This window comes from Arthrobacter pascens (assembly GCF_030816475.1).
In the GTDB taxonomy this organism is placed as follows: Bacteria; Actinomycetota; Actinomycetes; order Actinomycetales; family Micrococcaceae; genus Arthrobacter; species Arthrobacter pascens_B.
This window is the reverse complement of record NZ_JAUSXF010000001.1, coordinates 4470320-4494807: the sequence shown is the minus strand read 5'-3', so window position 1 is coordinate 4494807 and position 24488 is coordinate 4470320. Positions and strand designations below refer to the sequence as shown.

The window sequence follows — 24488 nt, the reverse complement described above, 5'->3', positions numbered from 1 at the left end:
TCCGGTACGTGATACCTCTTCTGTGAACCCCGACGCTACGGACGACGGCCGCGTCACGGAAGCGCCGCCGTCGGCTATGTGGACAAGTCACACGCAGGAGACCGGCTTAAGGCAGGGCTGGAGTTCGTGAAAGAATCAGCACATGCCTGAAACTGCCGCCACAGCTGATACCCGTACGCCCTCCGGACGCCTGGCCCTGGCCGCGTCACCGGAACAGATCGCGCTCGGCCCGCTGGACGGCCGCTACCAGTCAGCCGTCGCCCCCCTGGTTGATTACCTGTCCGAGGCAGCCCTCAACCGTGACCGGGTCGCCGTCGAGGTGGAATGGCTCATCCATCTGACCAGCAACAACGTCCTCCCCGGCGCAGGTCCGCTGACGTCCAAGCAGCAGGACCAGCTCCGCAGGATCGTCACCGAATTCGATTCCTCATCCGTGGCTGAACTGGCCGATATCGAAGCTGTCACGGTCCACGACGTCAAAGCCGTGGAATACTACATCGGCCGCCGCCTGCCCGGCATCGGCATCGAAAACCTGACCGCCATGGTCCACTTCGGGTGCACCTCCGAGGACATCAACAACCTCTCCTACGCGCTCGGCGTCAAGGGCGCTGTGGAGGAGGTGTGGCTGCCTGCAGCGCGCGCACTGGTGGGCCAGATCAGCCGGATGGCCGATGACAACCGTGCCGTCCCCATGCTGTCCCGAACCCATGGCCAGCCTGCGACGCCGACCACCCTGGGCAAGGAACTCGCCGTCATCGCGCACCGCCTGACCCGTCAGCTGGACCGCATCGCCAGGACTGAATATCTGGGCAAGATCAACGGGGCAACAGGCACCTACGCCGCCCACGTGGCCTCCGTCCCGGGCGCCGACTGGCAGCAGGTGGCCAGGTCCTTCGTTGAAGGCCTCGGCCTCACCTGGAACCCGCTGACAACGCAGATCGAAAGCCACGACTGGCAGGCAGAGCTCTATGCCGACGTCGCACGCTTTAACCGGATCCTGCACAACGTGTGCACCGACATCTGGAGCTACATCTCGATCGGCTACTTCGTGCAGATCCCGGTGGCCGGCGCCACCGGATCGTCGACCATGCCTCACAAGGTCAACCCGATCCGCTTTGAGAACGCCGAGGCCAACCTCGAGATTTCCAACGGCCTGCTGGATACGCTCGGCGCAACGCTGGTCACCTCACGCTGGCAGCGCGACCTGACCGATTCCTCCAGCCAGCGCAACATCGGCGTGGCATTCGGCCACTCACTGCTGGCCATCTCAAACGTCGCCAAGGGCCTGGACCGGCTCGACGTTGCCGAGGACGTCCTCGCAGCCGACCTGGACACCAACTGGGAAGTCCTGGGCGAGGCCATCCAGATGGTCATGCGCGCCGAGGCGATCGCCGGCGTCGAAGGCATGGAAAACCCGTACGAGCGCCTCAAGGACCTCACCCGCGGGCAGCGCGTGGACGCCGCCCGGATGCAGGAGTTCGTCCAGGGCCTTGGCCTGTCGGCGGACGCTGAAGCCCGGCTGCTCGCGTTGACCCCCGGCAAGTACACGGGCATCGCAGACCAGCTGGTTGACCACCTGAAGTAGGTCGCGAGCAAAGACGTACGACGGCGGCGCCGGGCTCCCAGGGGCCCGGCGCCTTCGGTTTGGGGCCTTGCCCCGAGGTGGGAAACTGGGTGCATGAAGCTGCTCCTCATCCGCCACGGTCAGACTCCCGGAAACGTACTTGGCCAACTGGACACAGCCCATCCTGGACCAGGGCTCACCGAGCTGGGCCAGCGGCAGGCAGAGGCGATGGCGCGGTCACTGGCAAACGAGCCCATCGGCGCGCTGTACGCCTCCACCCTGCTCCGCACGCAGGTGACGGCCGCGCCCCTGGCAAGGCTGCACGGGCTCAAGGTCGAAGTAATGGACGGCCTGCACGAAATCGAGGCCGGGGCCCTGGAGAAACTGACCGACCACGAGTCCCACAAGCGCTACCTGGGCACGGTTTTTGCATGGGCCGCCGGGGATCTGGACCGCCGGATGCCGGCCGGGCCGGACGGACACGAATTCTTCGACCGGTTCGACGCCGCCATCACCCGGGTTGCCGAACGCGCCGCTCAAGAGGGGGACGGTGCCGCCGCGGCTGTTGTCAGCCACGGCGCCGCAATCCGCACCTGGGCGGGCCGCCGCGCTGCGGACACCGACCACGAGTTCGCCGCCCGGCACGTGTTGTCCAACACGGGGATCGTGGCCCTGGAAGGGGACCCCGACGCCGGCTGGACGCTGGTCCACTGGGACGGCAGCCCGGTGGGCGGCTTGGCGCTGGCCGATCCCACCGCCGAGGACCCCACGGGCGAAGGAAAATAGTCCGGCCCGCAAAGGTATCCGCGGGGCATACTGACTGTTCTCTGTCCGCTTACGCGGAGGAAACACCGCGGTAACGGCGCCCTCCTAGGCTTGTCAGGCATAACCCTTCGGCGAATCGAGGCAGTCATGCAGACCAATCCCCGTCTCAACATCAGGCAGGTCACCTGGTCCAACCCCGTGGGCGCCGACCTGCGCAGGGCGCAGCAGGCAGAACTCGACGCTCGCTTCGGTACCCCTGACCACGAACCGGGCACCCCGCCGTCGGGCGCCGATTGTGCTGTGTTCCTGGTGGCGTACGACAAAGGGTCGGGGCAGCCCGTGGGCTGCGGCGGCCTCAGGCTGCTCGATGCCGGGGCGGCCGAGATCAAGCGGCTGTACGTCCTGCCCTATACGCGCGGTTCAGGCGTGGCGAGCTCCATCCTTGCGGCCCTTGAGGCGGAGGCCTTCAAGCAGGGGATCACACGGATCAAGGCCGAGGCGGGGTCGGCGCAGCCGGACGGCCGGCACTTCTACGAAAGCTCCGGGTTCGAGCCCGTCCCCAACTTCGGCCCCTACATCGGGGTGGAACACTCCTACTGCTATGCCAAGACCATCGACTCGCACAGTGCGGCGCACACCGCCATGGCCTAGGCTGCATCGGCCGACGGTAGCGCCCCGCCGCGGGCACCACACGCAGCGTCCCGGGCCCTCACCGCCGCAGACGCAATCGCACTAAGACGTTCATGGCCCGTTTACGCACCGGGCCCTGGCTGTTTCGGATACTGGACCAGACTTGAAGGCCTGGACGTTTATCGAATCGATAGCTATAAACGTCCACAATCCTCGGGTCCAGCTATAGGCTGGCCGGACAATGCTCCGATTCCAGTCCAGAAATGAGTCCTGATCGTGCGTAAACTGCAGACCCTGGCTGCCGCCGTCGTCGTCGTCACCCTGCTTGCTGGCTGCGGAGGTGGTGCGGCCACCCCCGCAGCTTCCGGAGAATCTTCCTCCGCTCCGGGCCGAGGCAGCGGCGACACACTCGTCATCTATACGAACTCCAACGGAGAGGGCCGGGGGGAATGGCTGACTGCCAAGGCTGCCGAGGCCGGCTTCACGATCGAAGTGGTTGGTGTGGGCGGGGCAGATGCCACCAACAAACTGATTGCCGAAAAGAACAACCCCATTGCCGACGTGGCATTCGGCCTCAACAACATGTACTTCGCGCAGATCAAGGCCGAGGGCGCGATCGAGCGTTATGAGCCAGCCTGGGCGGCCGACGTGGACACCGCCCTCGGCGACAGCGGATCTGACAAGGCCTACTGGCCGCTCGTGAAGCAGGCCATCCTCCTGGGCTACAACTCGGACAAGATCACCAAGGATGCCGCACCCAAGGACTGGACGGACCTCTGGACCAAGGACGAGTTCAAAGGCCGCTATGAGCGCGTGACGGGACTCGGCACAGCCACGGCACAGCTGGTGTTCGCCGGCATCCTCTCCCGGTACAAGGACAGTTCCGGCGATTTGGGCATTTCTGACGAAGGCTGGAAGCAGGTGGAGCAGTACTTCCAGAACGGCAGCCCGGCCGTGGCCAAGACGGACCTTTTTGCCCGGATTGCGTCCGGTGAAGTGGACATGGGGCAGATGCCGTCCTCGATCATCAGCGAACGTGAGAAGTCCTTCAAGGTCAACGTGGAGACTGTCGCGCCGTCCGTGGGGGTTCCGCTGGCCGTCGAACAGGTGGCCCTGGTCAAGGGGACTGACAAGAAGGAAGAGGCGCAGAAATTCATCGACTGGTTCGGCAGCGCAGACGTACAAGGCGCCTGGGCGCAGCAGTTCAATTCGATGCCCGTGAACAAGGGTGCCGCCGCCAAGGCAAAGCCGGAGGTAGTGGAGTTCTTCGCCGGGCTCAAGCAGCAGGACATCGACTGGGACTTCGTGCAAAAGAACATGGGCGCCTGGGTGGAGAAGATCGAACTCGAATACATGACGTAGCCGCCGCCCGACCCGCTCCATCAGCCCACCGAGACAGGCTTTCCCATGATCCGCTTGGACAACATCGAAGTTTCCTTTGGCGAATTTATTGCCATCCCCCACCTGGACCTTGACGTAAAACCCGGGGAGTTCTTCACGCTGCTGGGTCCATCCGGCTGTGGGAAAACGACGGCGCTGCGCACCTTGGCCGGGTTTATTGAACCCTCCAAGGGAACCGTCCATGTGGACGGCAGGAACGTCACGCGGCTTCCCAGCGATAAGCGTCAGGTGGGGATGGTGTTCCAGAACTATGCCCTGTTCCCCAGCATGAGCGTGTGGGAGAACATTGCCTTTGGGCTCCGGGTCCGGAAGGAAAAATCAGCCGACGCCGACCGGCTGGTGCGGGACATCGCACGGCGAGTGGAGCTAAGCGACGAGCAGCTGGACAAAAATGTGGCGGAGCTTTCCGGAGGCCAGCAGCAGCGGGTGGCGGTGGCCCGCGCCCTGGTGCTGCGGCCCAAGATCCTGCTCCTGGACGAGCCACTCTCGAATTTGGACGCCAAGTTGCGGCACCAGCTCAGGCAGCAGTTGAAAGACCTGCAGAGCGAGTTCGGCATTACCACCGTGTACGTCACCCACGACCAGGATGAGGCACTGGCCATGAGCGACCGGGTGGCTGTTTTCAACAACGGGGTGATTGAGCAGGTGGGCACCCCGCAGGCCATCTACGATGAGGCGGCCACAGAATTCGTGTGCAACTTCATCGGTGACAGCTCGCTGCTGAACTTTGAATTCATCACTGAACTGAACCGGCTCTCCGGTGCCGGCCTCAGCCCGAACGCCAACTCCTACCTGAGGGTGGAAAAGGCATCCCTGAGCGCGCCCCTGAACGGGGGCGCCGTCGTCGGGCTCTCCGGAACGGTGGTGTCACGCACCTACCACGGCCTCCACAGCCGGTATGTAGTGCGGAGCCATGGCGCGGATATCCGGCTGTTGGTCCGGGAAGACGGGGGCGTGCACCCCGACGCCGGCGCTAAGGCCACTGTGTATGTCCAGCCGGGCCACGTGCTTCAGTACCATCCCGGTACCGGCGCAGCCCTGGCAAGGAAGCCCGAGGCAGTGGCCCTGCCATGAGCAGAGTCTCCGTGAAGAACAGCGGCAGGAATGGTGGCTCTGCCAGGAGCATGCTCCGCTCGCCGTTCGTCCTGATGGTGGGCGCGGTACTCACCTGGTTCATCGCAGCTTTCCTGGTCTGGCCCAACCTCAACATCCTCATGGCAACATTCTTTCCGGACGGCAGATTCTCCGGGCGGGCGGCCGAGAAGCTGTTCTCCTCCCAGCGCGCCATGAAATCCCTGGGCAACAGCTTCCTGCTGGCGCTTGCCCTGTCCGTCACGGTGAACGTTGTGGGCATCTTCATTGTGCTGGTGACGCAATACTTCAAAATACGCGGCTCCCGGATCCTGTTTTTGGGCTACGCCTCCACCTTCATCTATGGAGGCATCGTCCTGGCCGCCGGATACAAGTTCATCTACGGCGACAAGGGGATTGTGACGTCCTTTATGCACACGGTGTTCCCCGACATGGATCCGGCGTGGTTCTCCGGTTTCTTCGCTGTGCTGGTGGTGATGACGTTTGCCACCACCACCAACCACATGCTGTTTGTAGGCAATGCGCTCAAAGGCGTTGACTACCAAACCATTGAGGCCGCACGGAACCTGGGCGCATCCACTTGGACCATCCTGCGCCGGGTTGTGCTCCCCATGCTTAGACCCACTCTCTTCGCGGTCACCATCCTGTCCTTCCTGACCGGTCTGGGGGCCTTGAGCGCGCCGCAGGTGCTGGGCGGGCGGGAGTTCCAGACCATCACGCCCATGATCCTGACCTTCGCCGACAGTCCTACTTCACGGGATCTGGCCGCGCTGCTGGCTGTCATCCTGGGCGTCTCCACCATCGTGATGCTCGCGGTCATGTCCCGGCTGGAGAAGCGGGGTACCTATTACTCGCTGTCCAAAGTGTCCACGGCGCTGCAGAAGCAGCAAATTGCCAGTCCTGTCGCCAATGCTGCCGTGCACATCATCGCCTACCTGCTGTTCGCGTTGTACACGCTGCCCGTCGTGCTGATTGTCCTGTACTCGTTCGCCGACGGCGCTGCCATCCAAAGCGGCCGGATCTCCGCGGGCAGCCTGACGCTTGACAACTACGTGCGGATCCTGACCCAGCCATCAGGCCTGCAGCCCTTTATTGTCAGCGTGGTCTACAGCGGACTGGCGACCCTGATTGCGGTGGGCGGGCTGCTGTTTGTGGCCAGGTTGCTTCAGCAGTACAAAAACTGGGTTGCCTCTGTCTTCGAATACCTGCTCCACATTCCCTGGATCCTGCCCTCCGCCCTGCTCGCCCTGGGACTCATCATCAGCTACGACCACCCGAATCCGATGGTGGGCGGCACTGTCCTCACCGGAACCACAGTGATCCTGCTGATCGCTTTTGTGACCGTCAAGATCCCGTTCACCCTCCGCATGCTCAAGGCATCTTTCGCGTCGGTCAACACCTCGATGGAGGAAGCCGCCGCCATCATGGGCGCCAAGACACTGTACGTGTACCGGCGGATCCTGCTGCCTCTGGTGCTTCCGGCGGCCGCAGCCATTGCCGCGCTGAACTTCAACAACCTGCTGGACGACTACGACACCGCGATCTTTCTGGCGCACCCGCTGGTCCAGCCGCTGGGGCTGGTGATCAAGGCGAACACCGACGGCGCCGAAGGGGTGGAGGGCGTGGGCAACACTTTCGTTTACACCGTGCTGCTTATGGTCATCACCGGACTTACCATGTACCTCGTCTATGGACGCTCCGCCAAACGCGGCGCCGGTGCCGGCCGGAAGCGGCCTGAATCCGTTCCGCATGATTCTTTGCCACCAGATCCTGCGTTTGCCGGGGTCCCGGACAGCAGGGCCAGCGAAGTGACCGTCAGGTGAAGCGAGTCTTATCTTGATGGCCAGCCTGTGTACGCTTCCGCGAGGTAGGCCATGCCGTGCTTGGATGACACCACGGAGTTGAGCTCACCGAGCTGGCGGGCGCGGGAGAAGTCGTCCGTCTCGGCAGGCGTGTGCAGCATGGTGGTCATCCAGTAGGAGAACTGCTGGGCTTTCCATACCCGGTCCAGTGCCCGGTCGCTGAAGGAGTCCAGGAGCAGGGTGGAGCCGGACCGATAGTAGCTGTCCAGCCCTTCGAACAGCACCTTGACGTCATGGATCGCCAGGTTCAGCCCTTTGGCGCCGGTGGGCGGAACCGTGTGGGCCGCGTCGCCCACCAGGAACAGGCTCCCGTGCCGCATGGGGGTGTGGACAAAGCTGCGGAAGGGCAGGACCATCTTGTCAAGGACCGGGCCTTCCTTGAGTTCAAAGCCGTTTCCGTTGACCCGGCTGCGGAATTCGGCCCAGATCCGGTCATCGTCCCAGTCGGCCACGTTCTCTCTGGGGTCGCACTGGAAGTACATGCGCTGCACAGTCGGGGTCCGCTGGCTGATCAGGGCAAACCCGTTGTCAGAGTTGGCGTAAATCAGTTCATCGGCGCTGCGCGGGGCTTCGGCCAGGACGCCGAACCAGGCGAAGGGGTATTCATGGAAATACCACTTGCGGTGCGCTTCCGGGATCTGGGTGCGGCAATGGCTGCGCGAACCGTCGGCGCCCACCACAAATTCCGCCTGAATCTCGTAGTCCACAGCGTCGGCGTCAGTGAACCAGACCCTGGGCCTGCCCTCGATGTCGTGGATGCTGGTGCCGGTGACGCTGTAGCGGACGTCGCCGCCGTCGGCCTTCCGCCGGGCGGCGAGGTCCAGGAAAACGTCTGTCTGCGGATACAGCCAGACGGATGCGCCCACGAGGTCCTTGAAGTCGACGCGGTGGCTTTCGCCGTTGAACCGTAGCTCGATGCCATCGTGCCGGTTGCCCTCGCGCAGCACACGGTCAGAAACGCCGCTGTCCACCAGGAGATTGACGGTGCCGTGCTCCAGGATTCCCGCCCGGACGGTCTCGGAGATCGCCTTGTGGCTGCGGACCTCGATCACGGTGGAGTCAATGCCGGATGTTGCCAGCAGGTGGGAGAGCATCAGTCCGGCGGGACCCGCGCCCACGATGGCGACCTGGGTGGTAATGACTTTGCGTGTTGCCAAGATTGTTTCTCGCTTCGTTGCGGGCCCGTGGCTGGTGCGGGCAGGTTGGTGCGTCTGGCTAAAGTGTGCGCCGGAAGGACCCACTCCCGTTACAGGGTTTCCGTTGAACGGAAACGGCTGTAACGGGGTTGCTCACGCACCGGAAAGCTGGCGGGCGATGCCCCTTGCAGCAGTCTGCAGTGCCGGAACCAGCGCCTGGAGGCGCATCTCACGTAAAGGAACCACGACGCCGAGAGCCGCGACTGCGTGCTGCCGCCGGTCCAGCACGGGAACGGCAATGCCCCAGGTCTCCGGATCCACCACGCCCTCAAGCTGCGCAAATCCCTGATGGGCAGCCTCGCTGAGCAGGGCACGCAGGGCGTCGGCGGACACCTTTTCTGCCGGATCCGAAAACTGTTGCAGGTACTCTGCCTGGAGCGCCTTGTCCTGGTGGGCCATGAGCGCCAGCCCGGCGGACGAGATATGGACAGGCATCCTCCCGGCAACCCTGGCCCGGTTCGCCACCGAGCCCCGGCGGGACAGCCGCTCCACAAAGAGCGCCTCCCAGCCGTCGAGTACAGCCAGGTTCACGTTCTGGTTGAGGACCTGCTGGATGTCCTCCATGAACGGCATGGCCGCCTGCCGCAATGCCAGGGTCGGGGAATTCCGGTTCACCAGCTCCCACAGCCGCAGCCCAAGCCGCACCGTACCGCCCGCGCCCGTCTCCAGCAGGCCGTGCGCCGCGAGCTGCCGGACCAGCCGGTGAGCCGTGGTGAGGGGAAGCCCGGCGAGGCCTGCCAGCTCGGAGAGCTGAAGACTGCTGGTGCCTTCGGGAAAGGCGGAGATTACCCGGACTACACGGTCCACCACCGAGTCCCCCGAGACTGAATTGGCCATGACTGCTGCTTCCATTGAACGGAGTCGTCCCAGATTACACCCGCTACTCCAGCCGCAGGCGGCGCCAGACGGTGGGCGCCAGCACCACGGCAATGCCCACGGCGGCGCCGACCACCGTCTCGATGATCCGGTCGCGGAGCAGGATGGCGGGCGAGGCCGGCACCACCAGCAGGGTGGAGACCAGGGCCAGCGGCGTGACGAACAGCTGCGCCAGGAGGTACTGCCGGATGATGAACATCTCCGCACCGAATTGGCACAGCGCCATCACCAGAACCGTCTGCCAGGGCTCCAGGCCAAGCAGCAGGACTCCGGCCAGCACCACGAGGCCCAGGACGGTACCGATGATCCTCTGCACGCCGCGGCGGACACGGTGCCTGGTGGTGTGCCCCACGAGCGGGACCACGGCTGCCACCATGGCCCAGTAGTTATGGCCAAAGTCCAGCCACTGCCCCGCCAAGGTGGCCAGGCCTCCGGCCAGACCGGCGGCCACGAGGTAGCCGGAGCCTTCCAGCCACGCCGCTCTCCGCTCCTCCAGGGAGCGCCGCAGGGGCCGCGGCCGGACCCAGGGCGCGCGGTGGCTGGCCAGCACGCGCGACGAGAAGCCGACCAGCAGGCAGAAGACAGTGGTCAGGACAGCAACCAGCATGCCTTGCCAGAGCGGCGGCTGGTTGGGGATGGAGGCGATCGCCGCGAAGGCGAAGATATGGAACAGTGAGCCGGCAGGCCGGAGCAGCCACCAGGAGACCGCAACCGAGCAGCCGCCCGCCACAAGGGTGGTCGCCAGGACGAGGAACCACGTCGTGGCTGGCTCATCAAGCCCCCAGGCGGCACCCATCCGGGCCACGAGCGATGCCAGCAGGATGACCAACAGCATCAGCAAGCCGCCGCGAAGCTGGAGGGCAAAACGTGATCCGTGGGGTTCACCGCGGCCGTAGATGCCGGTAAAGGCGCCGAAAGAGGCGAAGATCGCGAGGTCCAGGCGGCCCAGCAGCACAAGGGTGATGAGGGGGACAAAGACACCCACGGCGCAGCGGAGAGCCGGGTGGTGGTCCTTGTTGGCCGGGGCAATGCTGAACATTTCAGCGAGGATCTTCACGTGCGGAGGGCGCCTTTCCTGCGATACGGGCTGTTAATATCTGACGGCGGCCACGCTGACGTTTCCCGTAAATCCTACGTCTCGCAGCATTCCCACGATCGGAACCGCGGGGCAACACCACCGAAACAGCGCCACGCGATCCTTGAGATATGAAGCCCACTGCAAGGACCCCTGCCGCGGCTGACTTGAGCTGCGAAGTCTGCGGCCAGATGCCGGAACCCACCAAGACCCGACTGACTGTTGCCAATGTGGCGGTCATGCTCCCGATCGAACTGCTCGTCCACGCCCTGGTGGTGGAAACCCACCTCCCCTACGTTGCCAAGGTCCTGGTGCTTACCCTGACCGCCACCGTCCTGGTGATCTGGGTGGCGGAGCCGTCCGCTGCCCGCGTCCTCCGGGGCTGGCTGCACGCGCCGGCACTGCGCCACCGCAAGCAGCTGGGCACCGCGCCGGCACTCTGGCGGGCACGCACCGTGCTGCGGGACCAGCCGGGCTCCCTGCAGAAAATCACGCAGGCGCTGGCCCGCCTGGACACCAACATCCTGAGCATCCACGTCCACCCCATGCCGGGAGGGGTGCTGGACGAGTTTGTCCTCTCCGCCCCCGGAAACCTCAGCGAACGGGAGCTCCTGGAGGCCCTGCACGACGGCGGCGGCTCCCGTTCACGTGTATGGCCGACCACCGCTCTCGCCATGGCGGACGGACAAACCAAGGCCCTGAGCCTCGCCGCCCGGATCGCCGACGCTCCCGACGAACTGCCGCTGGCAGTTGCCGAACTGCTGCGCGCCCGGATCGTGCCGCCCGCCGAGGCGGCCGGCACCCCCGAAACGGACGACGCCGGCACGCAGCTGAAGATCCCGACCGCCTGGCATGGGCCCATCACCTTCGCCCGTCCCGGCGAACCGTTCACGCCGGCGGAGTCGGCCCGTGCCCATCGGCTCGCGGAGCTCGCCGAGATCCTGTCCCACCGGCCTGTAGCGGCCGGCCCGTAACGCTGTCAGCCGCCGTCCGGCCGGCCGAGCTGGACCGCGCGGCTCCTAGTTGGCCGCCATCCGGATGGTCAGCGCGTCCGGCTCAATGGTCATCAGCACGTGCTTGCCTTCGCCCTCATGGTCGCCGTCGAGCTGGTAGTCCTCTTTGTGCTCCAACGTAATTTCCACGGTTTTGCCCTGGAAGTATTCAACGGACGTGTCCTTGCCTCGTCCCTTGCCGATCATGCCGGCAACCACCGAGAACCAGCCGAGCTTGCCACTGGGCGCCAGGACCACAACGTCCAGTAGGCCGTCGTTCACAGAGGCATCGGGGAAGATCTCCAGGCCGCCCTGGACCTTGCCGCAGTTCCCCACCATCACGCTGCGGACCCGGCGGTGCACCACGGCCTTGCCGTCGATGACGATGTTCGCCTTCACCGGCTTGCCGGGGAGGTTCCGAATCCCGGCATCCACGTAGGCCAGCCAGCCCACCTTGTCTTTGAGATCCTCGTTCGTGTCGGCCATGATGGTGGCGTCGTAGCCCACGCCGGCCATCACCAGGAAGAACTGTTCCTTGTCGGGATCGCTGCGGACGGCGCGCACCACATCGATCTTGCGTTCCCACCCGGCCAGGGCACCTTCTATGGCGCCCTCAACATCCGTGACGTCCATGCCCAGGTTCCGGGCCAGCAGGTTCCCGGTGCCCAGCGGGACCAGGCCCAGCGGGGTTGGCGTACCGGAGAGGACCTCAGCCACGCACCGCACGGTGCCGTCGCCGCCGGCGGCAATAACGACGTCGGCCGCTTGCTTGAGTGCTTCCTTCGCCTGTCCTACGCCGGGGTCCTCTTTGGTGGTTTCCAGCCAGATAGGCTCGCCCCAGCCGTGGTTGGCGCAGTGTTTGGCCATCAGGCCGCGCACGTCGATGTCCACTGGCTTGGCAGGATTGATGATGACGGCCGCGCGTTTAAGGGAACTGGAACTGGTGGCTGGCATGGTGTCCTCCGGTGGTGTGCTGTTAAGGAAGCATACTTGCCATTTTCGAGCCAGCCGGTTACCTGGTCCCCTGCTCAGCCGCCGGTGCGCATCCGATCACGCGCACAACTCACCACGGCCGGCAGGTCGAGCCCGTAGGTCGGCCCTTCGCCTGAGGCGTACTCCTTGAGTCGGGCTGCCCCACGCTCGATGAGCCGGACCGCGCCGACGCTGTTTCCCCGCGCAGCGTGGGTCAGCCCGACGCAGATCTGGGCGAGACCTTGCCACAGGTTGCGTTCCTCATCCGGCCCGGCTTTCCAGCGGGCCTCGAGTACCTCATGGGCGGCGAAGGGCCGTCCCGCTTCCACCAGGTTCCGCGCCGAGACCAGCGTCTCCGCCGGCGGCAGCGGCTCCTCCGAGACCGGCTCGACGCCGGCACTTCCGTACGGCAGCGGCCGCCCAAGGGCATCACGTGGCCGGGCCTGCCGTGGACGGCTTGAAGCATCCCGGTCCCTGTCACCAGTCATAGCAGTCTCCGTCCTGAGCATCCCTGGACCATACCAACCTTCTTGCCTGTGAGCAGGCTACAGCGCCTTAACTGCACCCAGCACTTTGGCCAGCGAATCCTTGGCGTCGCCGAAGAGCAGCGAGGTCTGCGGCTCATACAGCAACTCATTCTCGATCCCGGCGAAGCCCGGACGCATGGAGCGCTTGAGGAAAACCACCTGCCGGGCGTCAGCCACTTCCAGGATGGGCATCCCGTAGATCGGCGAGCCGGAGGACGTCTTGGCCGCCGGGTTCACCACATCGTTCGCGCCGACCACCAGCGCAACATCCGCCGTCCTGAACTCGGAGTTGATCTCGCTCATCTCCTTCAGGGACTCATACGGAACGTTTGCCTCGGCCAGGAGCACATTCATGTGTCCGGGCATCCGCCCTGCCACCGGGTGGATGGCGAAATCCACGTCGATGCCCCGGGCTTCAAGGGCCAGGGCGAGCTCGGCCGCTGTGTGCTGGCCCTGCGCCACGGCCAGGCCGTACCCCGGGACTATGATCACCCGCTGCGCATAGCCCAGCAGCACCGCAACGTCCTCCGGGCTGGAGGACCTCACCGGACGCTCGCTCACTGCGGTGGATCCCGCCGTCGAGCCTCCCCGGAAGGCACCGAAAAGGATCCCCGCCACACTGCGTCCCATGGCTGCCGCCATGGCGCGGGTCAGGATGGTACCGGAAGCGCCCACCAGCGTGCCCGCCACCACCAGGAGCACGTTGCCCAGCACCACGCCGGAGGCAGCAACGGCAAGGCCGGTGAACGCGTTCAGGAGCGAGATGACGATGGGCACGTCAGCGCCGCCCACCGGCAGCACCAGCAGCGCCCCGGCGGCCAGGCCCAGCACCATGAGGAGGACGGCGAGCGCAAGGGAACCAGTCAGGACGACGGCGACGGCGGTGCCCACCGCCGCGAGCAGCACCGCCGCCATCACGACGGGCAGCCCGGGGAAAACCACCGGCCGGGTAGTCATGAGCTCCTGCAGTTTGGCGAACGTGACGCCGGAACCGGCAAAGGACACGGCCCCCACCAGCAGGGTAAAGACGATGGCGAGCCTGGTCCACGGGTCCCCATTGTGGCTGAGTTCCAGTAGGGCCACCAGTGCCGCCGCCCCGCCGCCCACGCCGTTGAAAAGCGCCACCAGCTGGGGCATCTGCGTCATCTTCACGCGCCGGGCAACGGGAGCCGCCACCGCCGTGCCCACCGCGATGGCGCCGATGATCCACGGTATGTTCTCCAGCCTGGCGGACAGGAAGACGGTCACGACGGCGAGCAGCGCCCCGAAGGCGCCGACCAGGTTCCCGCGCCGCGCCGTCCGCGGCGAGCTCAGCCCGCGAAGGGCCAGGATGAAGAACACGGCGGCGGCGAGGTAGAGCAGCGCGGTCCAGACCGGATCGAGCAGGATCACTTGCCCACCCCTTTGCGGCCGCGGAACATATGCAGCATCCGGTCCGTCACCACAAAGCCGCCCACCAGGTTAGCGGTGGCGAGGACCACTGCGAGCAGCGCCACGGCCAGGACCCAGGGGTCGGCGGCCTGCCCGGCGACGATGATGGCGCCCACCAGGATGATTCCATGGATGGCGTTGGCCCCGGACATGAGCGGGGTGTGGAGGGTGCTGGAGACCTTGGAGACCACCTCGAAGCCCACGAAGACGGCCAGCACGGTGATCGTCAGCAGGCTAATGCCGTCCATTACAGTGCCCCCTCGGTTGTTGCTCCGGGAGCCAGGGTGGGAGGTGCCGGATTCAGGGCCGCGAGCGCTTCCGCCGTGGGCAGATGCCGCACCCCGCCGTCGTGCGTCAGGCAGGCTCCGGCCACCACGTCGTCGTCGAAATCCGGGATGACGCTGCCGTCCCGCGTCATCAGGGCCAGCAGGTTGGCGACGTTCTTGGCGTACAGGCGGGACGCGTCCGAGGCCATCGCGGAGGGTGCGTCCTTCAGCCCCACTACCGTGACGTGGCCCTGGCCGTCCGAGGTGGGGACCAGGATGTCCTCCCCGGGGACGCAGCCTTCGACATTGCCGCCTGACTCAGCGGCGAGGTCGACGACGACAGAACCCGGGCGCATGCCCTGCACCATCTGGCGGCTGACCAGGAGCGGTGCCCGCCTGCCGGGGACCGCCGCCGTCGTGATCAAGACGTCTGATTGGGCGACGTGCGGGGCGAGGAGCTCACGCTGGAGGGCACCGCGGTCGGCACTCAGCTCGCGGGCATAGCCGCCGGACGCCTCCGCGGTTTCAAGGTCAAGCCTGATGAACGTGCCGCCCATGGAGGCGACCTCGTCCGCCGAGGCGGGGCGGATGTCGTTGGCGGAGACGCGGGCGCCGAGCCGCTTCGCCGTCCCGATGGCCTGCAGCCCGGCCACCCCGGCGCCGAGCACCAGCACGCGGGCCGGCGGCACAGTTCCGGCAGCTGTCATATATAGCGGGAAGAACCGGGGCAGCCGGATGGCGGCCTCAAGCACGGAACGGTAGCCGGCCACCAGGGCCTGGGAGCTGAGGGCGTCCATGGACTGAGCCCGGGAAATGCGGGGCACCAGTTCCAGGGCGAAGGAGGTGACGCCGGCGTCGGCCAGCGCCTGGACCGTTGCGAGTTCGGACGACGGCGAGGCCAGGCCGACGGTGATGGCACCCCTTTTCAGGGCCTTGGCTGTTGCCGTTTCAAGCGGGCGGACGTGGGCGAGGACGTCCAGCTCGCCGGTGTTCAAGTACGGGACCATCTGCGCGCCGGCCTGGACATAGTCGTGGTCGCTGTAGCCGGCGGCGTCCCCTGCTGTGGATTCAATCAGGACCTCAAGCCCTAGCCCCGCCAGTTGTTTCACGGTTTCCGGCGTGGCGGCGACGCGCCGCTCCCCCTCGTGCTGTTCCCTCGGAATGCCGAGTTTCACCGCCAACTCCCCTCACTCACGAGTGCGGCAGGGCGGCTTGGCCGGTCCCGCCGGTGAGGGCGGGCTGGCGCGGAGCAACTCTGCTGCACGTAGTTGGCTAGAGTCTATGGCCCGTCCGGCTGCGGCGGGAGTAGGGCGGCGAGGTGCCGCGGATAACGATTCTCCTGTCAGTTCCTTCCGGCTTCCGGGCTCCTAAAACCGGTCGCGCTAAATGGGACCCCATTTTTGCTGCCCAAATCCGGCTCCACCGTGTCAGAATTAGCGGGATTTGCCGCATCCACATCGAAATATTGGGGGACCCTTGTCAGAGCGCGCCGATTTCGAAGCATCCGGTCCAGCCGGAGAAGCCGGAAATACATCTTCAGCCTGGCCATACGACCAACCTGCAACCGGCGACTGGGCGCCCCCGGCCGAAAACCAGGCGGCTCCTTCGCTATGGGCAGTGGGACGCGAAGATGTTATCCGCGGTGCGGTGTTTTCCCTGGTTATCATCCCCGTTGCTGTGATCGCCTGGATGATCCTGTGGGATCTTGGCTGGATGGCGTCCATCGTTTCCTTCATGGCTGCCGCCGGAGCGGCGCGTCTCTACGTCCTGGGCAGCGGCGGAACCATCAGCCGCCGCGGCGTATGGGTGGTGCTGGGCGTAACCGTTGTGACGGTGCTTCTCTCGTTCTGGGGAGGCATGCTGGTTGATGCGGCAAGGTTCCTGAGCGGCGGTTCGCCCCTGACCATGCTGGCGGATCCACAGACCTGGGATCTGCTGACCTTCAATCTGTTCACCAACCCGGAACTGGTGGACAGTTACATAGGCGACTTCCTGCTCGCTCTGCTTTTCAGTGCCCTGGGCTGCTTCTTTACCCTCCGCCGGCTCTTCGCACAGACGCGGCAGGGTTAGCGCTACCGCCTCGCGCTCAGGTCCACCGAAATCAGCTTGGCTGTGGCCACGATCTCCTGCGCCACCGATGCCAGGTAGGCCTCCCGGTCCGCCTTTGCAGCGACGGACTGGGCCTGCAGGGACACGTTGACCGCGGCCACTACTTTGGGACCGTCATAGACCGGGGCCGCGACGGACATGAGCCCCAGTTCCAGCTCCTCGTCCAGCAGGCACCAGCCCTGTGCCCTTACCGTGTCCAGCTCAGCCAGGAGCTGCTTCGCCGTGCCGAGCGCGCGGGGTGTCAGCGGCCTGATCTCCGCCGCGGCCAGGTAGGCCTTCAGCTCCTCAGGCGGCAGGGCAGCGAGCAGGACCCTGCCCATAGACGTCGCGTACGCCGGGAAACGCGTCCCCACGGTGATGCCCACGTTCATGATCCGGCGTATCGTCACCCGGGCGATGTAGGCGATGTCTGTCCCGTCCAGCACCGCCGCGGACGTGGACTCACCCAGCTTCAGGGACAGTTCCTCCAGATGCGGTTGGGCCAGTTGCGGCAGTGACAGCCCGGAAAGATAGGCGTAGCCGAGCTGGAGGACCTTGGCCGTGAGGGCGAACGTCTTGCCGTCGGTCCTGACATAGCCCAGCTCAACGAGCGTGTGCAGGAAACGCCGGGCGGTGGCCCTAGTGAGGTCTGTGCGGGCCGCCACCTCGGTCAGCGTCATGACCGGATGGTCCCCGTCGAAGGCGCGGATCACGGCCAGCCCGCGTGCCAGCGACTGCACGTACTGGTCGCTCGCCTGCGGAGCGGCCTGTATGGCGGCTGGTGCGTCGGTCATGGTTACCAATCCTAGGGCGGTCCGCGAACCGGCAGGTAATGCCCTCAATAGCCGGATTTGAGGGGATCTGCTGCCTGTTCGCGCAGGGGTGGGGGTGTTAGCGCTCGACGGCGGGGGCTGCTTTGAGCGGGACCGGCACCAGTTCCTGGAGTTCCTCGAACGTGCAGCCGAACGTCTCACGGACACTGACGCCGTCGGGACCTGTAAGGAACACCGCCTTGTCGGTGTACACCCTGGTGACGCAGCCGATCCCGGTCAGCGGGTACGTGCATGTTTCCACGATCTTGGACGCGCCCTCGCGGGTGAGTAAGGTCATCATGACGAAGACGTCCTTGGCTCCGGTGGCCAGGTCCATCGCACCACCGACGGCGGGAATGGCGTCCGGGGCGCCGGTATGCCAGTTCGCGAGGTCACCTGTCGCGGAGACCTGGAACGCGCCCAGCACGCAGATGTCCAGGTGGCCCCCGCGCATGATCGCAAAGGAATCCGCGTGATGGAAATAGGACGCCCCGGGGAGCTCGGTGACAGGGATCTTGCCCGCGTTGATGAGGTCGCCGTCGATCTCATCCCCGACAGCCTCAGGCCCCATGCCCAGCATGCCATTTTCCGTGTGGAGGGTGATGTCCTGCTCCGGCAGCAGGTAATTAGACACGAGCGTCGGCTGGCCGATCCCCAGGTTCACAAAGGAGCCGGGAGCGATGTCCTTCGCCACCAGGCGGGCAAGGTCGTCGCGGCCCAGCGGCTTGTCACTTGTCTGGAGGTCCTGGCCGGTTGTCTGCGGGCTCATCACGCCACCTTCACAATGCTGTTGACATAGATTCCCGGGGTCACGATGTTCTCCGGGTCCAGTCCGCCCGTCGGGACGATCTCGGATACCTGTACTACCGTGTGCTTGGCCGCCGCGGCCATGATGGGACCGAAGTTCCGGGCGGTCTTGCGGTACACCAGGTTCCCCTTTCCGTCGGCCTTGAGTGCCTTGATCAGGGCGACATCGGCATGGATCGGGGTCTCGAATACCTGGCCGCGGCCGTCCAGGATCCGGGTCTCCTTGCCCTCGGCCAGAACGGTGCCATAGCCGGTGGGCGTGAAAAAGCCGCCGATGCCGGCGCCCGCGGCACGGATCCGCTCAGCCAGGTTGCCCTGCGGCACCAGTTCCAGCTCGATCTCGCCGGCGCGGAATTTGGCGTCAAAGTGCCAGGAATCGGACTGCCGGGGGAAAGAGCAGATCATCTTCTTCACGCGGCCTTCCTTGATCAGCAGCGCCAGACCCTGGTCCCCCTGGCCAGCGTTGTTGTTCACGACGGTAAGGCCGGTGGCACCGCAGTCCAGAAGCGCGTCGATGAGTTCGAACGGCTGTCCGGCGTTTCCGAACCCGCCGATCATCACCGTGGCGCCATCCCCTATACCGGCGACGGCCTCACCGACGGAATCCACAAAGTTGAGCATCGCCCTATCCCTTTCCGTTCGCAGTCACGTTCTCCAGCACCACTGCCAGGCCCTGGCCCACGCCGATGCAGATCGCCGCCACACCCCAGCGCTCACCGGAGGCCTGGAGGCTGCGGGCCAGTGTGCCCAGGATGCGGGTCCCTGACGCGCCGAGCGGGTGGCCCATAGCGATCGCGCCGCCGTGCCGGTTCACGATCAAAGGATCGATCCCCCACGCGTTGATGCACGCCACGGACTGCGCGGCGAACGCTTCGTTAAGTTCGACGGCGCCAACCTGGTCCCAGCCGATTCCCGCCTTCGCGAGGGCCTTGTTTGCCGCTTCCACCGGCGCGTAGCCGAAATACTGGGGATCGTTGGCGTGGGCGCCGCGGCCGGCGATGCGGGCCAAGGGCTCCAGCCCGAGCAGCCCGGCGGCACCTTCGCTGCCGATCCAGGCCGCGGAGGCGCCGTCGGACAACGGGGAGGAGTTACCGGCGGTGACGGTGCCGTTCTCGGCCCGGAACACGGTTTTGAGCCCGGCGAGCTTCTCGGCGGAGGAGCCTGCGCGGATGCCTTCATCCCGGACCAGGTCTGTCCCGGGCACCGGGACCACCAGGTTGTCGTAGAAGCCCTCGTCCCAGGCAGCCGCGGCAAGGTTGTGGGAATTGGCGGCAAACTCGTCCTGCTGCTCACGGGTCACACCGTATTTTTCGCGCAGCCGCTCGGTAGCCTCGCCCAAGGAGATGGTCCATTCCTTGGGCATGGCCTGGTTCACCAGCCGCCACCCCAGCGTGGTGGAGGCCAGGTTCAGGTCCCCGGCCGGGTACGCCTTTTCGGTCTTGGGCAGAACCCACGGCGCTCGGGACATCGACTCCGCGCCGCCGACGAGCATGAGCTCGGCGTCGCCGGCGTTGATCTGCCTGGAGGCGATGATGGCCGCGTCCAGCGACGAGCCGCACAGGCGGTTCACCGTGGTGCCGGGGATCGAGGTTGGCAATCCGGCGAGCAGGGTGGCCATCCTGGCCACGTTCCGGTTCTCCTCCCCGGCGCCGTTGGCGTTGCCGAGGACCACCTCATCGATCCGCTCGACGTCGAGCTTCGGGGCGCGCTTGACGGTTTCCCTAACGACATGGGCGGCGAGGTCATCCGGCCGGACGGCGGCGAGTCCTGAGCCGAACTTGCCGAACGGTGTCCGGACAGCGTCGTAGATGAATGCCTGTTTCATGATGTTCCTTTGATTCTGTCTCGCCTGGCCCAACTAGGTAGCAGCAGGTGTCGTTATGAGGGCTCAAAACGACACCTGCTGCGACCTAGTTGGGTGGGGTGGGGGTGGTTTTGGGTTGGGAGGTGTCTGTCGCGGCGTCCATTTCATGGAAGACCTGCTGGGCGGTTTTGAAGGCGGTGTTGGCGGACGGCACACCGCAGTAGATGGCGGTCTGGAGCAGGATTTCCTTGATCTCGTCCCTGCTCAGGCCGTTGGTAATGGCTGCGCGAAGATGCATGGCCAGCTCTTCCCAGTGCCCGTGGGCCACCATGGCCGTGATGGTCACCGCGGAGCGCATTGGCCGCGAAAGGCCCGGACGGGTCCAGATGCCACCCCATGCGATCCGGGTGATCATGTCCTGGAAGTCTTCCGTGAACCCGTCCTTGGCGGCGTTGGCGCGGTCCACGTGCGCGCCGCCGAGGACCTCACGCCGGACGGCCATGCCGGCGTCGTAAATCTCCTGGCTGGTAGCGTCCGGCTGGACTGCTCCGTGCCGTAGCCCGCCCGAAAGCTCAGAGCCGCTCACGTGGCAGCTCCCCGGGATTCGCTCCACGTGAGGAGGTTCCGCAGGAGTTCGGCAACGTGAGCGGGCGCTTCGGCCGGCGCCAGGTGGGCCACGCCTCCCAGCGTGACCGCACTCGCGGTGCCTCCGCCCGCGGTGATGGCATCCGCGATTTCCTGCGCCAACGACGGCGGGGCAACGCCGTCCAGGGCACCCGCGACGGCCTGGGTGGGGACGGAGATCCCGGCAAGTTCCGCCCGGACGTCGTACCCGGCCAGGGCTTCACAGCAGAAGGCGTAGCTGAAGCGGTCGGCATCGCGGAGGGCGTGGAGGAGCCTGCTGCTCCGCTCGGGTTCGCGGTCCATGAAGCCCGGCGGGAACCATCGTTCCGCGGACTGCTGGATCATGACGGGCGTGCCCTGGCTGCGCACAGTCTCCGCGCGTTCCAGCCAGCCTTCGGGTGTCCCCAGCTTGGCGCCGCTGCACAGGATCGAAAGGCTCTTGAGGCGTTCGCCATGCTTGATGGCAAGCTGCAGCCCGACGGCTCCGCCCAGGGAAACGCCGGCGTAGTGGAAGCTTTCTCCCGGTGCGATCGAATCCACCAGATCCACCACTGAATCTGCCAGTGCGCCGACGTCGAACGTCTCTGTCGCTGCCGGTGAGACACCGTGTCCGGGCAGATCCCAGGCCACGACGTCGAAGTCTTTACCGAGGAGGAAGGCAGTCTCGTTCCACAGGACGGATGACGTGCCCAGGGACGATCCCGCCACCAGCAGGGGGTGGTCACCCAGCGGGCGCTGGGGCGACAGCAGTACTGCCTTCAGGGTGGGTTTAGCCACGGTTGGCTCCGTTCGCGTCGGTATCCGGAGAAGCAAAGTCGGGGAAGGCGGCCAGGATGCGCCGGGAGATTTCCGCCGCCTGGCCCAGGTAGCCGGCCGGATCCAGGAGCTCGTCCAGCCGCAGATCGGTGAGCTTCCCCACGGGAATGGCCTCGCGGAGCAAACGCCTGTAGGTGCCCGCTTGTTCCGCGGCAGGCGCCTGGAGGGTCCGGTGCACCACGTCCTGCAGTTGCTGCTTGCCGGTCCGTCCATCCTGGTCGTCAAGCAGCGGCGCCACCGCGGCGGTGACTCCTTCGGACAGGAGCAGCGGACCGGCGAGGTCCAGGTTGCGCCGCATGGCATCGGGGAACACCTGCAGGCCTTTGACGAGTTCCCGGAGGTTGCCGGCGGCGCCCAGGGCCAGCCGTAGGAGCTCGCGGAGTGCCGGCCATTCCGTGTGCCAGGCGCCATCCGGGCGCTCGTCGTTGAAGTTCGCGGCGGCCAGGTGCAGCTGGGCGGCCAGGTGGGGCCCTTGGAGTGCGGCGCTCCGGATCAGGACCGAGAGCACAGGGTTCTGCTTCTGCGGCATCGCCGAGGATACTCCGCGCCCTGCGGCACGGGGTTCCGCGAGCTCGGCCACCTCAGGCCGGCTCAGGAACAGGATGTCCGCGGCCATCTTTCCGGACGCATCCAGCACCGACGCCAAGGCGTGGCCCAGGGACGTGACTGTCAGCCTGTTGGTATGCCACGGTGCCGGCGCTGCGGCCAGTCCCAGCTGCTTGGCCAGGGCGGCGGCCAGCGTGAAGGGATCGGCCGCCGTGCCGGAGGTCAGCACCGTCCCGGCCGCCAGCGTGCCCGCGGCACCGCCGAACTGGACCGGCAGCTTCAGGCCCTCAAGCTGCCGGCCCGCCGCGGCCAGACCGTGGAACCACTGCCCTGCACGGAGCCCGAAGGTGTACGGCAGGGAATGCTGTGTCAGGCTCCTGCCAACGCACAGCGTTTCCGTATGGTCTTCCGCCAACGCGGCCAGCGCCGTCGACGTGCTTTTCAGGTCCGCGAGGAGGGCCTCGACGGTGTTCCGGGCGAGCAGCATCAGGGCCGTGTCAAGGACGTCCTGGCTGGTCAGCGAGGCATGCACGGCCTGCGCGGCGCCGATATTGGCACTGTCCAGGGCTTGGACATGCCTGCGCAGGTCGGCCAGGAGCGGGATCACCGGGTTGCCGCCGCCCTGAGACCGAAGCGAGATGTCAGCAGCGTCGTAGCGGCCCGCCTCCGCCGCAGAAGCCACGACGGCGGCGGAACCGGCCGGCGCCAGGCCCGCCTTTTCGAGCACCGCCGCCCAGCCGGATTCGACGGCGAGGATGGCTCCCAGCACTGCACGGTCGCCGGTCAGGACCGCAACCAGGGGCGACGACGAGACAGGACTGAGCAGGCCGACGTCGCCGTCGGCAGGGCCGAAGGTTCCCGCTGTACCGCTGTCGGCGTCCATCACTGGAAGTCCAGGAAGACTGTTTCGCGTTCACCCTGCAGGCGGATGTCCCAGGTGAGTCCGCCGTCGGGGTCGCGGCGGGCGATGAGCGTCTTGCGGCGTTCCGGATCGAGGGAACCCAGCAGCGGGTCACAGGCGAGGGCTTCCTCGTTCTCCGGCAGGTACACGCGGGTGAAGAGGCGGTTCGTGAGGCCCCGGGCAAAGAGAACCACCGAGATGAAGGGGGCCGCTCCAGGTTCGGTGGGTCCGGGGTTCACCGTGGTGAACGTGTACACGCCGGTGTATCCCGAGGAGCTGCGGCCCCAACCAGTGAAGGTGTAGCCGTCGCGGACCAGGGATCCCGTCCGCGAGACGATGTTGCCTTCCGCATCGGGCTGCCAGATTTCCAGGATGGCGTCCGGAATGGGTTCGCCGGCGCCGTCGTAAATGGTGCCTTGGAGGCGGATCGATCCGGGGGAACCCGGCGCAAGGAGTTCGCTGTCCTTCTCATAGGGCAGGGCGTAGCCGTAAAACGGGCCGATGGTCTGGCCGGGCGTGGCGACAAGCTTGGGAGTCGTGTTCACGTTATTCCTCATCTCCGGCCGCGCCGAGTGCCTCATTTTCGGTCCAGGTCCGTTTGGAGCCTGTCAGGATGATGTCCCAGGTGTAGCCGAGCGCCCATTCGGGCTGCGTCAGGTCGTGATCGTACGTGGCCACCAGGCGGTCCCGTGCGTCCTGGTCAATGATCGACTGGTAGATGGGATCAAGGGGGAACAGTTGGTCTCCCGGGAAGTACATCTGGGTGACGATGCGCTGGGTGAACTCCGAACCGAACATCGAGAAATGGATATGGGCCGGGCGCCAGGCGTTGAGGTGGTTCTTCCACGGGTAGGCGCCGGGCTTGATGGTGGTGAACCTGTACGAACCGTCCGGGCCGGTGATGCAGCGGCCCACGCCCGTGAAGTTGGGGTCCAGCGGGGCGGGGTGCTGGTCGCGCTTATGGATGTACCGGCCGGCGGCGTTGGCCTGCCAGATCTCCACAAGCTGGCCGGCCACCGGGCGGCCGTCGCCGTCCAGGACCCTGCCTGCAACGATGATCCGCTCACCCTGGGGCTCACCGTTGTGCTGGATAGTCAGGTCAGATTCCAGCGCGTGCACATCCTGGTGGCCGAAGGCCGGGGAGTGCAGCTCGATGGTTTCCGGGTCCGCGTGGTGGAGGCTCTTGGTGGGATGGCGGAGGATGCTGCTGCGGTAGGGCGGGTAGTCCAGCCGTGGCTGGGTCTCTCCCGGGGCGCCGTCCTTGAGCCCCCGTGAATAGGCATCGCGCATGGCGTTGATCTCTGCACTGAGATCGGCCTGGGTTTCGATGGCTCGGTCCGGGGGCAGGTGCCCGGCATGGGGTTCTGCGTGCGGTACAAGCTCGTCGGTCCCAAGCTGGTTGCCTTCTTGCGGCACGGCTGGCTCCTTTCGGGTGGTTCTT

General features: G+C 66.0%; 25 protein-coding genes. 8 read left to right on the top strand and 17 right to left on the bottom strand.

What is annotated here, in order from left to right; genetic code table 11:
* Window positions 1-142 precede the first annotated feature (142 nt).
* The 6 genes from purB to QFZ40_RS20655 all read left to right on the top strand — a co-directional run bounded on the left by purB (window position 143) and on the right by QFZ40_RS20655 (window position 7275).
* The gene (gene purB / locus QFZ40_RS20680; protein ID WP_306906670.1) at window positions 143-1585 is read left to right on the top strand and encodes an adenylosuccinate lyase; all 1443 of its coding nucleotides are present in this window, start codon (window positions 143-145) and stop codon (window positions 1583-1585) included.
* A 93-nt stretch (window positions 1586-1678) separates the two neighbouring features.
* A complete protein-coding gene (locus QFZ40_RS20675) occupies window positions 1679-2350 on the top strand; it encodes a histidine phosphatase family protein (RefSeq protein WP_306906669.1) in 672 nt (223 codons plus the stop codon).
* Between the two features lie 126 nt (window positions 2351-2476).
* A complete protein-coding gene (locus tag QFZ40_RS20670; protein WP_306906668.1) occupies window positions 2477-2980 on the top strand; it encodes a GNAT family N-acetyltransferase in 504 nt (167 codons plus the stop codon).
* A 255-nt stretch (window positions 2981-3235) separates the two neighbouring features.
* Window positions 3236-4321 carry an extracellular solute-binding protein gene (locus QFZ40_RS20665; protein ID WP_306906667.1) on the top strand — a complete coding sequence of 362 codons (1086 nt, stop codon included), beginning with the start codon at window positions 3236-3238 and terminating at the stop codon, window positions 4319-4321.
* Between the two features lie 45 nt (window positions 4322-4366).
* Window positions 4367-5434 carry an ABC transporter ATP-binding protein gene (locus tag QFZ40_RS20660; RefSeq protein WP_306906666.1) on the top strand — a complete coding sequence of 356 codons (1068 nt, stop codon included), beginning with the start codon at window positions 4367-4369 and terminating at the stop codon, window positions 5432-5434.
* Entirely contained in the window at window positions 5431-7275 is a 1845-nt protein-coding gene (locus QFZ40_RS20655) for an ABC transporter permease (RefSeq protein ID WP_306906665.1), read from the top strand. Before QFZ40_RS20660 ends, QFZ40_RS20655 begins: the two co-directional genes overlap by 4 nt.
* An 8-nt stretch (window positions 7276-7283) precedes the next feature.
* Here QFZ40_RS20655 and QFZ40_RS20650 read toward each other — a convergent pair whose 3' ends face one another.
* From QFZ40_RS20650 to QFZ40_RS20640, 3 genes are all read right to left on the bottom strand, one after another.
* The gene (locus tag QFZ40_RS20650; RefSeq protein ID WP_306906664.1) at window positions 7284-8471 is read right to left on the bottom strand and encodes a 4-hydroxybenzoate 3-monooxygenase; all 1188 of its coding nucleotides are present in this window, start codon (window positions 8469-8471) and stop codon (window positions 7284-7286) included.
* A 132-nt stretch (window positions 8472-8603) separates the two neighbouring features.
* Entirely contained in the window at window positions 8604-9347 is a 744-nt protein-coding gene (locus QFZ40_RS20645) for an IclR family transcriptional regulator (RefSeq protein ID WP_306906663.1), read from the bottom strand.
* A gap of 43 nt (window positions 9348-9390) precedes the next feature.
* Window positions 9391-10443 (bottom strand): FUSC family protein, encoded by a 1053-nt coding sequence (locus QFZ40_RS20640; protein ID WP_306906662.1) that lies wholly within the window; start codon window positions 10441-10443, stop codon window positions 9391-9393.
* Between the two features lie 149 nt (window positions 10444-10592).
* Here QFZ40_RS20640 and QFZ40_RS20635 point away from each other — a divergent pair, with 149 nt between their 5' ends.
* A complete protein-coding gene (locus QFZ40_RS20635) occupies window positions 10593-11435 on the top strand; it encodes an ACT domain-containing protein (protein ID WP_306906661.1) in 843 nt (280 codons plus the stop codon).
* A 45-nt stretch (window positions 11436-11480) separates the two neighbouring features.
* Here QFZ40_RS20635 and QFZ40_RS20630 read toward each other — a convergent pair whose 3' ends face one another.
* From QFZ40_RS20630 to QFZ40_RS20610, 5 genes are all read right to left on the bottom strand, one after another.
* A complete protein-coding gene (locus tag QFZ40_RS20630) occupies window positions 11481-12407 on the bottom strand; it encodes a diacylglycerol/lipid kinase family protein (protein ID WP_306906660.1) in 927 nt (308 codons plus the stop codon).
* 74 nt (window positions 12408-12481) lie between these two features.
* Window positions 12482-12913: a DUF309 domain-containing protein gene (locus QFZ40_RS20625; protein WP_306906659.1), complete on the bottom strand. Its 432-nt coding sequence runs from the start codon at window positions 12911-12913 to the stop codon at window positions 12482-12484.
* Window positions 12914-12970: 57 nt separating this feature from the next.
* A complete protein-coding gene (locus QFZ40_RS20620; protein ID WP_306906658.1) occupies window positions 12971-14344 on the bottom strand; it encodes an NAD(P)(+) transhydrogenase (Re/Si-specific) subunit beta in 1374 nt (457 codons plus the stop codon).
* Window positions 14341-14631, bottom strand: a complete 291-nt coding sequence (locus tag QFZ40_RS20615; RefSeq protein ID WP_306906657.1) for an NAD(P) transhydrogenase subunit alpha — start codon at window positions 14629-14631, stop codon at window positions 14341-14343. Before QFZ40_RS20615 ends, QFZ40_RS20620 begins: the two co-directional genes overlap by 4 nt.
* Window positions 14631-15824, bottom strand: a complete 1194-nt coding sequence (locus QFZ40_RS20610; RefSeq protein ID WP_306906656.1) for a Re/Si-specific NAD(P)(+) transhydrogenase subunit alpha — start codon at window positions 15822-15824, stop codon at window positions 14631-14633. The genes QFZ40_RS20615 and QFZ40_RS20610 overlap by 1 nt, the downstream gene beginning before the upstream one ends.
* 442 nt (window positions 15825-16266) lie before the next feature.
* On the opposite strand from QFZ40_RS20610, the gene QFZ40_RS20605 reads away from it, so the two are divergent.
* Window positions 16267-16719, top strand: coding sequence for a hypothetical protein (locus QFZ40_RS20605; RefSeq protein ID WP_306906655.1), 453 nt, complete (start codon window positions 16267-16269; stop codon window positions 16717-16719).
* Between the two features lie 2 nt (window positions 16720-16721).
* Here QFZ40_RS20605 and QFZ40_RS20600 read toward each other — a convergent pair whose 3' ends face one another.
* From QFZ40_RS20600 to pcaH, 9 genes are all read right to left on the bottom strand, one after another.
* Window positions 16722-17531, bottom strand: a complete 810-nt coding sequence (locus QFZ40_RS20600; RefSeq protein WP_306906654.1) for an IclR family transcriptional regulator domain-containing protein — start codon at window positions 17529-17531, stop codon at window positions 16722-16724.
* 97 nt (window positions 17532-17628) lie between these two features.
* A complete protein-coding gene (locus tag QFZ40_RS20595; RefSeq protein WP_306906653.1) occupies window positions 17629-18318 on the bottom strand; it encodes a 3-oxoacid CoA-transferase subunit B in 690 nt (229 codons plus the stop codon).
* Window positions 18318-18977, bottom strand: coding sequence for a 3-oxoacid CoA-transferase subunit A (locus QFZ40_RS20590; RefSeq protein ID WP_306906652.1), 660 nt, complete (start codon window positions 18975-18977; stop codon window positions 18318-18320). Before QFZ40_RS20590 ends, QFZ40_RS20595 begins: the two co-directional genes overlap by 1 nt.
* A 4-nt stretch (window positions 18978-18981) precedes the next feature.
* Window positions 18982-20181, bottom strand: coding sequence for a thiolase family protein (locus QFZ40_RS20585; RefSeq protein WP_306906651.1), 1200 nt, complete (start codon window positions 20179-20181; stop codon window positions 18982-18984).
* Window positions 20182-20266: 85 nt separating this feature from the next.
* Window positions 20267-20746, bottom strand: coding sequence for a 4-carboxymuconolactone decarboxylase (gene pcaC, locus QFZ40_RS20580; RefSeq protein WP_306906650.1), 480 nt, complete (start codon window positions 20744-20746; stop codon window positions 20267-20269).
* Window positions 20743-21561 carry an alpha/beta fold hydrolase gene (locus QFZ40_RS20575; protein ID WP_306906649.1) on the bottom strand — a complete coding sequence of 273 codons (819 nt, stop codon included), beginning with the start codon at window positions 21559-21561 and terminating at the stop codon, window positions 20743-20745. The genes pcaC and QFZ40_RS20575 overlap by 4 nt, the downstream gene beginning before the upstream one ends.
* Entirely contained in the window at window positions 21554-23029 is a 1476-nt protein-coding gene (locus tag QFZ40_RS20570; protein WP_306906648.1) for a lyase family protein, read from the bottom strand. Before QFZ40_RS20570 ends, QFZ40_RS20575 begins: the two co-directional genes overlap by 8 nt.
* Window positions 23029-23592, bottom strand: coding sequence for a protocatechuate 3,4-dioxygenase subunit alpha (pcaG, locus tag QFZ40_RS20565; RefSeq protein WP_306906647.1), 564 nt, complete (start codon window positions 23590-23592; stop codon window positions 23029-23031). The genes QFZ40_RS20570 and pcaG overlap by 1 nt, the downstream gene beginning before the upstream one ends.
* 1 nt (window position 23593) lies before the next feature.
* Window positions 23594-24463: a protocatechuate 3,4-dioxygenase subunit beta gene (gene pcaH, locus QFZ40_RS20560; protein ID WP_306906646.1), complete on the bottom strand. Its 870-nt coding sequence runs from the start codon at window positions 24461-24463 to the stop codon at window positions 23594-23596.
* Window positions 24464-24488: the final 25 nt, after the last annotated feature.